Consider the following 12453-nt stretch of genomic DNA (forward strand, 5'->3'; position numbering starts at 1 on the left):
GTTTTCGCCCAGGGTCCCGCGCCTGTATGGGTCAACAGGCACAGGCATGTTTGAGCTCGATCAACGTCACGCCATTGCGTTTGAAGCCGTTGCGCAAGTCCGTCTGCAATTCATCCAGGCTCTTGGGTTGGTACACGGCGCAACCGAACGCCTGGGCAAACAGCGCAAAATCCGGGTTGCGCGGCAGCACACCGATGGGTTCGATATCCAGGCTCAGCATGTCGTCGCGGATCTGGCCAAGGGCGTCGTTATTCCACAACAGCACCACCAACGGGCTGTCCAGTTCCTCCACGGCGGTCGCCAGTTCCTGGGCGGTGTAGAGAAAACCGCCGTCCCCCACCAACACCAGGCCGGGGCGCAGCGGCGCACCGAACTTGGCGCCGATGCCGGCGGGCAAGCCATAGCCCAAGGTGCCGTAGCCGGTGGGGTGCAACCAGCTGCGCGGGGCGCGGCTTGGGTAAGCGTAGTTGCCGGTGTAGGCCAGTTGGGTCATGTCACTGCTGATGAACGCGTTGGCAGGCAGTTCGGCCTCGATGCGGTCAAGAATGGCTTGATGAATGGCCTGAAGCGGGCCGTGCCCAAGCGCTACCGCCTGGCGCAATGTCGCGACCTTTTTGATCGACACGTCTGCGTGGCGCGGTGCAGGCGGTAAACCCTCGAGCAAGGCCAACACTGTCTGGTTGGCATCGCCGTGCAACGCGAGCGCGCAGGCGTAGAAATCATTGAATTTGCGCGGGTCGATATCCACCCGTAACAGCTCACCCTTGATTGGCAAACGCTCGCGCCAATAATCGGTGTCAGCCATTTCCGTACCGACCGCCAGCACCACATCGGCCTCGCTGATCAGTTGCCAGCCCGGTTCGACACACAGGGTGGAACCGGCATTCAGCGGATCGTTGATCGGCAGCAGTCCCTTACCCGCAACGCTGGTAAAAAACGGCGCCGCCAGGCGCGTACTCAAACGCTGTAACGCCTCGCTTGCTGCCAATGCGCCCCCGCCGGCAATGATCATCGGCCTTTTGGCCTCCGCGAGCGCGGCCACTGCCTGCTCCAGCACGTCGGCCGATGGCAGACCACGCCCTGGACGGCGGACCACGTCATTGCTCCAATCCCTTTTGACCGGTGCCGCCAACACATCCAGCGGCACCGAAATATGCACCGGCCGTGGCCGCTCGCTGTCGAACACCGCGTAGGCACGGGCGATCAGCTCGGGCAGATCCTCGGCACTCAATGCCACCGCCGAAAACGCGGTGATCGGAGCGGTGATCGCCCGCTGATCCTGGGTCTCGTGCAGGCTGCCCCAGCCCTTGCCAAGGCTGGCGGTAGAGTTGACGCTGGAGATCACCAGCATCGCAATGGAATCGGCATAGGCCTGGCCGATGGCGGTTGCGGCATTGGTGACGCCAGGGCCGGTGATGACAAAGCACACGCCCGGTTTACCACTGACTCGTGCATAGCCGTCGGCCATAAAACCGGCGCCCTGTTCGTGGCGCGTGAGCACGTGGCGAATGCCGCTGCCGGGCAGGCCGCGATACAGTTCCAAGGTGTGCACACCGGGAATGCCGAACACCGTGTCGACGCCATAGTTGGCCAACAACCGCACCAGCGCCTGGCCGCCGGTCACCGTTTTATCTTGCATAGCCATCTCCTAGTCGAATCAATGCATCGACCGCCGTGGCGCCCTGGGCATTGACCAGCAATGGGTTCACATCGAGTTCCAGCAACCGTTCGGCATTGGCACAGGCGTAGTCAGCCACCGCGCGAATCGCCGAGACCAACGCGTCCATATCCGCCACCTCACGCCCGCGAAAACCTTGCAGCAAAGCGGCGCTGCGCAGGCTGAGCAACGCGTTGCGAATCGCATCGTCAGTGGTGGGCAGCAACAGGCTGCGGCTGTCCTTGAGCAGTTCCACCAGGATGCCACCGGCGCCAATCACCAGGGCCAGGCCGAAGTCGTTTTCACGCTTGATGCCCACGATCAACTCGGCCAAGGGCTGGGCTGCCATGGACTCCAATAGCAGTCGATCGAAGGCAACGCCGGGTGCATACGCGGCGATTTGCCCGCGCATCTGCTCAATCGCAGCGCTTAAAGCGGCGGCGTCTGACAGGTTAAGCGCCACCGCCCCGGCTTCGGTTTTATGCGGTAAATCGGTGCTGACTGCCTTGAGCACCAACGGGTAGCCCAACACCTGTGCATCGGTAATCGCGCGTTCCGGCGTACTCAACACACTCGGTGGAGTGGGCAAGCCAAACGCGCGCAATGCCTGTTTGGACGCCCATTCATCCAGCGCCACGCCATGGCCGTCGAGGGCTTGTGGGCACAGCGGTTCGAGGATCGATTCGCCCCGTTCAAGCAAGACGCGACGATGGTTTTGGTAGCCGGCAATCCGGCCCCACGCCGCGAGCGCGTCTTCCACCCCCTGCAAGGCGGGAATGCCATGGGCATGCAGGCGTTCGCGGGCATGGACCGGCAACAGCTCGGGAAACGCCGAGGTGACGAAACCGCTCTTGCCATGTCGGCCGAGCGCTGCGCAAAACAGCGCCAACAGCAGGTCGCATTCCTGGCGCTCGCCGGTAAATTCGGCCGGGTAATCCAGCACCAGCATGGCGGCATCGGCGTCGGTGCGCAGGGCCGTGTCGAGCATGCTATGGAGTGCTTCACGGTCGCCCCAGATGGCGGTGGTGAAATCCAATGGGTTGACCAGATTGGCGTAGCTGGGCAGCACCTGCGCCAGTTCAGCACGCTGGTCTGCGTTGAGTTTCGGCAGGGCCAGATGGTTGCGCTCGGCGTAATCGGCAATCAGCCCAGCGTCACCACCGGAACAGGCCAGCGCGATCAGGCGATTTCCTGCCGGCAGGTTGCCGCACGCCGCCGCCTTTAAGGTTTCGACAAAACTCACCGGCCCGCTCACCCGGATCACGCCCAGACGTGCAAACAAGCTGTCGTACAGCGCATCGGAGCCGGACAGTGAACTGGTGTGACTTAACGCCAGCTCGGCGCCGAGCTGCGAGACGCCGGTTTTCAGTGTGATGATCGGAATGCCTTTTTCCAGGGCTTTGTGCGCCGCGCGGGCAAAACCCGGCACATTTTTCAGGCCTTCCAGGTGCAGGCCGATGGCGGTAACGCGCGGTTCGTCGAGCAACACGTCCATCAATTCGGCCACGCCCAGTTGTGCCTGGTTACCCACTGAAGCCATGTAGGCGACCGGCAACGAGCGGTCGCTCATCGACAGGTTGTAGGCAAAGTTGCCGCTCTGGGTCAGTACCGCGACGCCCTTCTCGACCGTCTTGCCGCCATGGGCCACCGGCCACAATGCCGAGCTGTGCAGGTAGTCCAACAGGCCGTAGCAGTTGGGGCCGAGCAAGGCCATGTCGCCTGCCACTTCTAGCAACTGCTGTTGCAAGGCTGCCCCGTCGGCGCCGGTTTCGGCGAACCCTGAGGCGTAGCAAATAGCTCCGCCCGTGCCGATGGCGGCGAGTTCAGCGATGCAGGTCAATGTCAGTTCACGGTTGGTGGCAACAAACACCGCATCCGGTCCGCACGGCAGATCAGCCACGCGGCGCACACAAGGGATGCCGTCGAGGCAGTCATGCTGCGGGTTGACCAGCCACATTTGCCCGGTAAACCCGCCGTCGGCGCAGCGCTTTAGGGCGCGAGCCATGCTGCGCCCGCCGACAAATGCCAGATGCCGGGGCGCCAGCAGGCGCTTGAGGTTATCGCGAATAGCCTGGGACATAAGCGTTCTCCGCGCCGATCAGCGCAACAGCGGCCGCAACAGTTCGCGCGCAATGATATGGCGCTGGATTTCCGAAGTGCCTTCCCAGATCCGTTCGATCCGTGCGTTGCGCCAGATGCGCTCCACCGGTCCTTCATCCATCAAGCCCATGCCACCGAAAATCTGCACGGCGTCGTCGGCGACCTTGCCCAGGGTTTCGCTGGCAAACAATTTGGCCATGCCGGCCTCGCCGTCGGTCATGCTGCCCTGGTCCATCTTCCAGGCAGTGTGCAGGGTCAACAACTCGGCAGCGCGAATCTGCGTGGCCATGTCCGCCAGCTTGAAACTCACGCCTTGATAGGTGCCGATGGGCTGGCCGAACTGCTTGCGATCCGCCGCCCATTGCAGCGATACGGCCAGCGCCCGCTGAGCCTGGCCGACGCAATTGGCGGCGACCATCACGCGGCCTGCGGTGAGCCAGGCATTGGCGACATCCCAGCCTTTGCCCACTTCACCGAGCACCTTGGACGCCGGGACGCGGCAGTCGTCGAAGAACATCTCATAGGTGTGATAGCCGCGGTTGCTAACGCACTTGGGACCTCGGCGGATGGTCATGCCCGGGGTACCCCGATCCACCAGAAACGAGGTCACCTCATTGCGTGGGCGCCCGTTGTATTCATAGGTGTCGGTCACGGCAAACACGATGGCGAAATCGGCGTGCCCGGCATGGCTGATAAAGTGCTTGCTGCCGTTGATCACAAAGTCATCGCCGCTGCGCACGGCGCGGGTCTTGATGGCGTTGGCGTCCGAGCCGGCACCCGGCTCGGTCAGCGCGAAGCAGTCGATTTTCTTGCCCTGCACGCAGGGCAACAAGTAGTCCTCAATCTGTGCGCCAGTGCAGGCCATGAGGATTTTCGAGGGGCGTGCGACAAACACATGCAGCGCCCACGACACCTTGGACAACTCCCGTTCGATCAGCGCCTGGGACAGGTAATCGAGGCCGCCACCACCGACCTCTTCGGGCATGTTGAAGGCATAGAAACCAGCAGCGATGGCCTTGTCACGAATCTGCGCGGCAAGCGCCGGCGAGACCTCATCGGCGCGGTCCACCGCCGCCTCATGGGGCAGCAACTCCTTGATCACAAAACTGCGTACCGCGTCCACCAACATGTCTTGTTCTTGGCTGAGTTGGAAATTCATGGCGCTACCTGCTCGGGGGGTGTTGTTGTTATTTGCCGCAGAAGTTCGGGAGGCGTTTTTCCATGGCTGCGCGCAGGGCTTCAGCACCATCGGCACTGCGTCCACATAACAACCCAGCGGCCAGTTCGGCCTGCAGTTGCTCGGGCAGGCTGCGATCGGCGCCTTCGCGGATCAGGGCCTTGGTCTGGGCGAAGGCGAAGGTCGGGCCGTTGGCCAGGCGCGTCGCCAACTCGGTGGCGTGGGCGTGGAGCTGATCATCGGCGACCACCTCGCCCACCAACCCGGCAGCCAGCGCGCGGTCGGCGCTCCACAGTTCATCGAGGAACAGCAGGCGCTTGGCCTGTTCGCTGCCGATCAGGCGCGGTAAGTGCCAACTGGCACCGGCATCCGGCGAGTAAGCCAGGCTGGTGTAGCCGGCCTTGAAGCGTGCCGACTGCGCGGCGATGCGCAGGTCGCAACACAAGGTGAGGTCCATGCCGGCGCCGACGGCGGTGCCGTTGATCGCAGCAAGGGTGGGTTTGTCGAGGGTGTGCAGGCGGGTCATCAGGGCGTGGGCGGTTTCGGTCCAGCCGTAGGTTTCCAGGGCGCCACGGGCTTCGGCTTCGGCCCACTCCGCCAGGTCGGCACCGGCGCAGAAGCTACGCCCGTTGCCGGTCAAGACCACCGCACGCACGGCGCTGTCGGTGTTGAGCGTATCGAGCAAGGCATGCAGGTGCTTGAGGGTCGGGATGTCCAGTGCATTGCGCTGGGCAACCCGGTTGAGGGTGATCCAGGCAATGCCTGCTTGCACATGGGTAAGCACGGGCGAATCGGTAGTCATGGCTTCCTCGAATTATTTTAATTGGCTTGAGGGGTGCGACATGGCGAGATACTAAACGAGTGTTCAGCAAGGAGGCAATCGGCAAACTGCAAATATTTTCAGGGGGGAAATATCGACCTGGACATTGCGTCCAGGCGCTGAGAAAGGTTCAGGCTTTGAGCTGGTAACGTTGGCGACCGCCACTCTGCAAGCCGTCGACCCAGGCTTCGCAAATCTGGATGCCCTGCGCCGGCGTAAAGGTGCCAGGGTTGAGCCCCGACTCCAACCACAACCCATCGAGCAAGGCGCTCAAGCCGATGGCGGCCAGGTCGGCGTCGAACTGTTTCCACCCCTCCTCCCTGGCCATGTCCGTCAGGGCCGAGCGCATGATGGTGCGGTACTCGCCATAGGAATGTTCGTGGGCCTGGTTGATCGCCGGGGCCGTCTTGACCGCGCCCCAGAATACCAGCCAGGCGTCCAGCAGTTGCGGGTCGAGCAGTTCCGCGGAAAAGGAGCCACGAAACAACGCCGACAAGCGTTCCCGCGGTTGCGGTGGCGCCTTGGCCATGGTCTCGCGCAACAGGCTCATGACTTGGGCGGTGATCGTGCGATAGGCCTCGGCCACCAGCTCATCCTTGCCCGAATAGTGATGACTGATCAGCCCCACCGACACACCGGCCTCGGCGCTTATCTTGCGAATCGACGCGCCCTGGAAGCCATCGCGCTTGAGGCAAGTGAGCGTCGCCTGGACCAGATTGGCCTTGCGCAATTCCGGCTCCATGCGGGAGAAACGGGATTCCTGGGTCATACGGCGATTTCCTGCGGTTGAGTCGGCTGCACGACTCTACCTCAGTCGCGGTAACCGGGCGACACCCGATCCAGCATCCGCAGCAACGCCACTCGTGACTTTTGGTAAAGAGTCCTTTTCGGGTTCGGCGGTTTTCCCGAAGGAACGACGCGGGGATACTCGACTCCATTGTTCACCCCCCTTCTGGAGTTACTGATGTCTATCCCGACCCAAAACGTTCCCGCCTTCGGCCTCGGCACCTTCCGTCTGCAAGGCCAGGTGGTCATCGACTCCGTGAGCAACGGCCTGGAACTGGGCTACCGCGCCATCGACACCGCGCAGATCTATGAGAACGAAGCCGATGTCGGCCACGCCATCGCCGCCAGTGGCGTGCCGCGTGATGAATTGTTCATCACCAGCAAGATCTGGGTGTCCAATTTTGCCGATGGCCTGTTGATTCCCAGCCTGCGTGAAAGCCTGAGCAAACTGAAGACCGACTACCTGGACCTGACCCTGATCCACTGGCCGTCACCGGAGGACCAAGTCCCCGTGGCCGAATTCATGGGCCAGTTGCTTGAAGCCAAGCGCCTGGGCCTGACGCGCCAGATCGGTATTTCCAACTTCACCATTGACCTGATGAAGCAGGCCATTGCTGCGGTGGGCGCCGAGAACATCGCCACCAACCAGGTCGAACTGCACCCGTATCTGCAAAACCAGAAGGTCGTGGATTTCGCCACCGCCCAGGGCATTCAAATCACGTCGTACATGACCCTGGCCTACGGTGAAGTGCTGAAAGACCCGGTGCTCCAGCAAATCGCCGAACGCCATCAGGCCACGCCTGCGCAAGTGACGTTGGCCTGGGCCATGCAGTTGGGCTATGCGGTGATCCCGTCGTCGACCAAACGCGCCAACCTGGAGAGTAACCTCAAGGCCCTGCAACTGACCTTGAGCGCTGCCGACATGGCGCAGATTGCCGGCCTGGAACGTGGCCACCGCTTGACCAGCCCCAAGGGCATTGCGCCGAAGTGGGATTAAACCCCCGCTATCGGCCTGCAGGATAACTCCCGCAGCCACGGCAACACCCGCAGGCCCGTGGCGGCCTCGGGTGGGTCGATGATGTCCATGAAATGTTCAAGGTTGACGTTGTCCGGCACTCCGGGCAGGCGTACCAGCACAGACGGCATTGCGCCAGCGGGTTGGCCGGGGTCCAGGTGATCGTAGAGCAACACATGGCGTACCTGGGGCTGCGGCCCGCAGACATGAGCGGCAAGCCCCGCATTGATAATCAAGACGTCGAAGGGTTCGGCCGGGACTGCGGTGAGAATCTGGACTTCTTCGTAGGTTTGCACCGGCACAATCCGGTGGTACCCCAACTGATTGAGCATTTTTTCGATGTACAGCCGTTGCAGGTGCTGTTCATCGGCAATCAGGATGGTCAGTGCTTTGTTCGGCATGGCAAACCCCTGGGCTGGCAGTACTCGTCAATGAGAGCGGCTCATTTTCCAGACATATCCAGAAGACAAAATCAGCCATGTTCCCCCTTCACGTAGGAGTTCTCCCAAATTCACCGAATGACCGGAAACCGCAGTCATGAAGGATTGCAGTAGTCACTCAGTCGTTTATGCAAATCGTCAATCGCCTCGTCTACCGCTTCAATCGCAGCCCCCAGTGCGGTGCGCTCCTGTCGTTCACAAACCCTCTCCAACGTTTCGCAACAGGTGGTCAGCGCTTGGGCCTTGACCATTCGCGCCCCGCCCTTGACTCGATGAGCGAGGTCGTGCAGCCCGCGAAAACTGACTTGGCGCTGCAGCAACGGGAGCCTCACGCGGTCAGTTTCCAGGCTGTCGAGCAACGCGTTCAAGAGTTCCTTGAGCGCTACTTGATCGTCCCCCGTGACCACCCTTAGCGAACCCAAATCCAATACCCCATCAACGTCGGGTACGCCTGGGCTGAACGCAAGCGAGGCCAGCGCCGAGCGTAAGTCCTCAAGCCCGGCCGGTTTGAACAGGCAACCATCCATGCCCGCCTGCCGACAGCGCTCGGCTTCTTCCGGTTGTGCATTGGCGGTAAAACCCAGCAGCAGGCAGGGTTCCAGCCCTTGCTCACACTCTTGCGCACGAATATCACGTGCCAAGGCATAGCCATCCTTGAGGGGCATGTTGCAATCGGTAATCACCACGTCGGGATGCTGGGTTTGCCAACGCTCAAACCCCTGAACCCCCTCTTCTGCAGTGATAATGCGATGCCCCAGAAAGCTCAGTTGCCGGGTCAGCAGCAAGCGGTTGGCCGGGTAGTCATCCACGACCAGAATGTCCAGTACACGGGTCGGCCGGACGGCTGGGGCCGGGGCCGAAACCTCGGGCGGCAATGCAGCCGCCCTGGCAAGTGTCAACGTCACATCCAACCGCGTACCCTGCCCGAGCACACTGCTCAACTGCAGCTTCCCGGCCATCATTTCGCACAGATTACGGCTGATCACCAAGCCCAAACCCGACCCGCTGCGCGCCGACTGCTCGGTATTGCTGCCCTGGATAAACGGGTTGAACAGACGCTGCTGGTCCTCGGCGCTGATGCCAATGCCGGTGTCTTCTACCCATAACCTGAGGCTCAGATGGTCTGCATCAGGCGCCGCAGAACTGTGTGCGCCCAACCGCACCTGGCCATCGGCGGTGAACTTGATGGCATTGCTCAGCAGGTTGGAGACCACCTGCTTGAACCGCAACGGGTCGATCAACACCGGGCAGTCAATCAGTGGCTCAAGCTCTACCTGCAGCGACAGGCCCTTGGCCCGCGCCAGCCCTTCGAATACCCGTGCCACCGACATCAACAGTTCATGCGGGTTGGCTGACTCCAGGGCAAGAGACAGGTGGCCAGACTCGATCCGGGCAATATCCAGAATATCGCCAATCAATTCCAGCATGCTGTGGGACGCAACCGAAGCGACGGCCAAGGCACCGCGGTCGGCGTGCCCCTGCTCGGCGTTGGCAAGCGCCAACTCGATCATGCCGATCACGGCGTTCATGGGCGTGCGGATTTCGTGGCTCATGGTCGCCAGGAACGTGGTCTTGGCACGGTTGGCGGCATCGGCTTCCTCCTTGGCTTCCTGCAACTGGCCCAGGAGCCGCTGGCGCTCGCTCACATCCACCCAACCGGCAATCATGCCCACGACGTTCTCGTCGCCATCACGGTACGGCAGCATCCAGTGGTAAATGGTCAACACCTTGCCACCGGGCAACCTGAGTACCCGATCATGAATCTGCGGCTCGCCACGCTCCATCAGCCGCAGGTAATCCTCATGGAAAGACTGAGCCTGCGGCGGGTTGCCGGTGTCGGTTTCTGTCACCGTCTTGCCGATCATCGCTTCGAGCTTGAAGCCGAAGACGTCCAGGAACGCACTGTTGCAAGCCATCAGCCGACCCTGGCGGTCGCGCACGTAAATCGGATGAGGCGTACCGTCGATCAGTACCCCCATAAAGCGCATCTGGTCGCTCAATGCCCGCTCGGCCTGGGCACGTTTGCGTATCAGACTGCGCAGGTAAATCGCCCACCCCAGGGTTACCAGCAGCAATACCGCCGCCAGGCCAAACCCTTGGATAATCGCACTGCGATGGCGCAACCAATGGTCTTCGATGATCACATCGGCACGCCATGGGTTGGCCAACTCATCCATTTCCTGAGGGCTGATGCTCAGCAACGCCTTGTCCAATATCGAGTACAACTCCAACTCGCCACGGTTGACCCCGAACGTCATGCGTACCGGATCAGAGCCCACCGTGCTGGTCACGCGCAAGCGGTCACGGTACTGAAAGGCAATAAGGTAACGCGCATAGATCAACGAATTGACGGCCCCATCGGCACTGCCGTTGGCCACCAGGGCCATGGCCTGCGTAGGGCTCCCGGCCTCCACAAAGTGGATACCGGGGTAGTCCCGATTGATGACCTCACGCAGCGCGTTGCCGCTGGTCACCGCGAGACGTTTTCCGATCATGTCCTCCAGGGTCATCGTGCCGGGGTAGTCGCTGCGGCTGACCAGCACCAGCGGGTTGGTCAGGTAGGGCCGGGTAAAACGCACCTGATCAGAGTCTTCGATGCTCGGCGCCACCACCGCCATCATGTCTGCCCGGCCCTTACTGACCGCGTCAATTTGCTCGGGCATCGAACCGCCGGAGACCACATCGAACTTCAAACCGGTACGCAGGCTGATCCTCGATAAAACGTCCGCACTCAGCCCCTCTAATTGCCCCTGTGCCGTGAAGGATGCCAATGGCAGCATCAGGTCGGACGCAACCACTCGGACCCGCGGGTGCTTCTCGAGCCAGCGCTGTTCACTGCGGCTCAAGTGCAGCCGTTCGGCCCCCAGAAAGCCAAGGTTACCTGCACTCCAACGGCGCAAGATTTCCATCTGTTCGTTAACCGAGATCGACCTCAGCGCAGTGTTGATGATGCGCAGCAGGCGAGTGTTGTCGCGGGTAACGGCGAACGCGAAGGCGTTGGATTCCAGGATGGAAAAATCCGCCATTTGCACATTGTTGAGGTGGTTACGGTTGATCTGGTAGTTGGCGGTAATGGCGTCCCCGAGATAAACATCGGCGCGGCCGAATGCCACGGCGCCGATGGCTTCGAAGATAGAGGGAAACAGTTCCACGTGGGCCTTGGGGTAAAAAGCCTCTACGACATCGGGCGGCATGTAGTGATAGAGCATCGCCACGCGCTTGCCTGCCAGGTCGACGCTCAGGGATTGGGTGTCTCCGGTACGGGTAACCAGGATCGGTTGATCATTGGCATAGGAGCGCGACAGCACCAACTGTGGGTCACCCGCTTCAAATCCATTGGCCGATCCAAGGAAATCAATGGCGCCCTGCTTGAGCGCCTCGATCACTTCATCGCGCGTATCGTAGCGCCGGACCTCAACGGTGATATTCAGCGACTGTGCGAACAACTTCGCATAGTCAGCCGTGACGCCTTCAAGCTCGTCGTTGTTATTGGTCAGTTCGAAAGGCCCGTAATCGGGAGCGGAAACACCCATCAACAATGTTCGCCGCTCGCGCAGCCAATGCCAGTCCGCTTCCCCCAACACCACGGATGGGCCCGTACCGTCAACGTTGGAGTGCCCCAGCAACCGCAGGGTATGGGGCTCATCAAGGGCCGCAGCCATCATCGGAAGCAGGCTCATCAACAGCGTAGTGATGAACCCTCGAACCTGGGCATGGGTCATTTCAAATCAGATCAGATGATTACGCTGGGCAAACTTGGCCATGTGTACCACGGACGACATGCGCAGCTTCTCCTTGAGCCTCGTCTTATAGGTACTGATGGTCTTGTGGCTCAGCAGCATTTGATTGGCGATTTCGTTATTGCCCAGCCCCAGCGCCAGCATCTGCAACACCGCCAGCTCGCGATCCGACAGCAACTGCACCAGCTCCAACTCCGTAGACTGCAAATCATCACGGCGTACCGAACTGCTTGGCAAACTGGGAAAGCAGCTGTAGTTGGACATCACGGCCTTGATCGCTTTTTGCAGCTCGTCCAGTTCCCCTGTCTTGGCGACAAACCCCATCGCGCCTGCACGCATGCAACGCGAGGAAAAGAACTCCGGAAGGTACGACGTCAGTACCAGAATCTTGCACGGCAAGCCCAGCGCCTTGACTCGGCCGATCACCTCCAGCCCACCCAGCTTCGGGATTGCCAAGTCGAGAATGATCAAGGCTGGGCGCCCCTCTCTGGCCTTCTGCACGGCATCGGCACCATTACCCGCTTCATCAATGTCAGTGAAGCCTTCCAGCGTCAGCAGATGGCGGACGGTTTTGCGGATAAACGGGTGATCGTCAACTATTAACGCTTTGCTCATAACACTCCCCTGAGAGGTAAGTAGACTTACACACCACACGGGACACAGGTACCTGTGAGAAATGACAGTGCCGACCAGCGGTGCTGCCCCCACTCAGGACGAT

9 protein-coding genes are annotated in these 12453 nt (G+C 61.2%); 1 reads left to right on the forward strand and 8 read right to left on the reverse strand.

The window, feature by feature from the left end:
• Nucleotides 1-31: 31 nt before the first annotated feature.
• The 5 genes from ACLBW8_RS22555 to ACLBW8_RS22575 form a co-directional block, all read right to left on the reverse strand.
• Entirely contained in the window at nt 32-1639 is a 1608-nt protein-coding gene (locus ACLBW8_RS22555; RefSeq protein WP_447806343.1) for a 5-guanidino-2-oxopentanoate decarboxylase, read from the reverse strand.
• Entirely contained in the window at nt 1629-3737 is a 2109-nt protein-coding gene (locus ACLBW8_RS22560; RefSeq protein ID WP_447806344.1) for an acetate--CoA ligase family protein, read from the reverse strand. Before ACLBW8_RS22560 ends, ACLBW8_RS22555 begins: the two co-directional genes overlap by 11 nt.
• A gap of 18 nt (nt 3738-3755) precedes the next feature.
• Nucleotides 3756-4916 (reverse strand): acyl-CoA dehydrogenase family protein, encoded by a 1161-nt coding sequence (locus tag ACLBW8_RS22565; RefSeq protein WP_447806345.1) that lies wholly within the window; start codon nt 4914-4916, stop codon nt 3756-3758.
• A 28-nt stretch (nt 4917-4944) separates the two neighbouring features.
• Nucleotides 4945-5736 (reverse strand): enoyl-CoA hydratase/isomerase family protein, encoded by a 792-nt coding sequence (locus ACLBW8_RS22570; protein WP_447806346.1) that lies wholly within the window; start codon nt 5734-5736, stop codon nt 4945-4947.
• A 148-nt stretch (nt 5737-5884) separates the two neighbouring features.
• A complete protein-coding gene (locus tag ACLBW8_RS22575; protein ID WP_432751877.1) occupies nt 5885-6523 on the reverse strand; it encodes a TetR family transcriptional regulator C-terminal domain-containing protein in 639 nt (212 codons plus the stop codon).
• A gap of 195 nt (nt 6524-6718) precedes the next feature.
• On the opposite strand from ACLBW8_RS22575, the gene dkgB reads away from it, so the two are divergent.
• Nucleotides 6719-7537 carry a 2,5-didehydrogluconate reductase DkgB gene (gene dkgB, locus ACLBW8_RS22580; protein WP_064451805.1) on the forward strand — a complete coding sequence of 273 codons (819 nt, stop codon included), beginning with the start codon at nt 6719-6721 and terminating at the stop codon, nt 7535-7537.
• Here dkgB and ACLBW8_RS22585 read toward each other — a convergent pair.
• The 3 genes from ACLBW8_RS22585 to ACLBW8_RS22595 all read right to left on the reverse strand — a co-directional run bounded on the left by ACLBW8_RS22585 (nt 7534) and on the right by ACLBW8_RS22595 (nt 12350).
• Entirely contained in the window at nt 7534-7956 is a 423-nt protein-coding gene (locus ACLBW8_RS22585; RefSeq protein ID WP_064451804.1) for a hypothetical protein, read from the reverse strand. The two genes, dkgB and ACLBW8_RS22585, sit on opposite strands and share 4 nt — an antisense overlap.
• Nucleotides 7957-8090: 134 nt before the next feature.
• Entirely contained in the window at nt 8091-11717 is a 3627-nt protein-coding gene (locus ACLBW8_RS22590) for a transporter substrate-binding domain-containing protein (protein WP_447806347.1), read from the reverse strand.
• 6 nt (nt 11718-11723) lie between these two features.
• Nucleotides 11724-12350, reverse strand: coding sequence for a response regulator transcription factor (locus tag ACLBW8_RS22595; protein WP_064451802.1), 627 nt, complete (start codon nt 12348-12350; stop codon nt 11724-11726).
• Nucleotides 12351-12453 lie beyond the last annotated feature (103 nt).

The sequence above is a fragment of the Pseudomonas sp. M5A4_2d genome, from assembly GCF_053345295.1.

What these genes read in the sequence shown, in the direction of transcription:
- ACLBW8_RS22555 (WP_447806343.1), bottom strand. Translation starts at nt 1,639, where the DNA reads ATGCAAGATAAAACGGTGACCGGCGGCCAGGCGCTGGTGCGGTTGTTG.
- ACLBW8_RS22565 (WP_447806345.1), bottom strand. Translation starts at nt 4,916, where the DNA reads ATGAATTTCCAACTCAGCCAAGAACAAGACATGTTGGTGGACGCGGTA.
- ACLBW8_RS22590 (WP_447806347.1), bottom strand. Translation starts at nt 11,717, where the DNA reads ATGACCCATGCCCAGGTTCGAGGGTTCATCACTACGCTGTTGATGAGC.
- ACLBW8_RS22560 (WP_447806344.1), bottom strand. Translation starts at nt 3,737, where the DNA reads ATGTCCCAGGCTATTCGCGATAACCTCAAGCGCCTGCTGGCGCCCCGG.
- ACLBW8_RS22585 (WP_064451804.1), bottom strand. Translation starts at nt 7,956, where the DNA reads ATGCCGAACAAAGCACTGACCATCCTGATTGCCGATGAACAGCACCTG.
- ACLBW8_RS22575 (WP_432751877.1), bottom strand. Translation starts at nt 6,523, where the DNA reads ATGACCCAGGAATCCCGTTTCTCCCGCATGGAGCCGGAATTGCGCAAG.
- ACLBW8_RS22570 (WP_447806346.1), bottom strand. Translation starts at nt 5,736, where the DNA reads ATGACTACCGATTCGCCCGTGCTTACCCATGTGCAAGCAGGCATTGCC.
- ACLBW8_RS22595 (WP_064451802.1), bottom strand. Translation starts at nt 12,350, where the DNA reads ATGAGCAAAGCGTTAATAGTTGACGATCACCCGTTTATCCGCAAAACC.
- dkgB (WP_064451805.1), top strand. Translation starts at nt 6,719, where the DNA reads ATGTCTATCCCGACCCAAAACGTTCCCGCCTTCGGCCTCGGCACCTTC.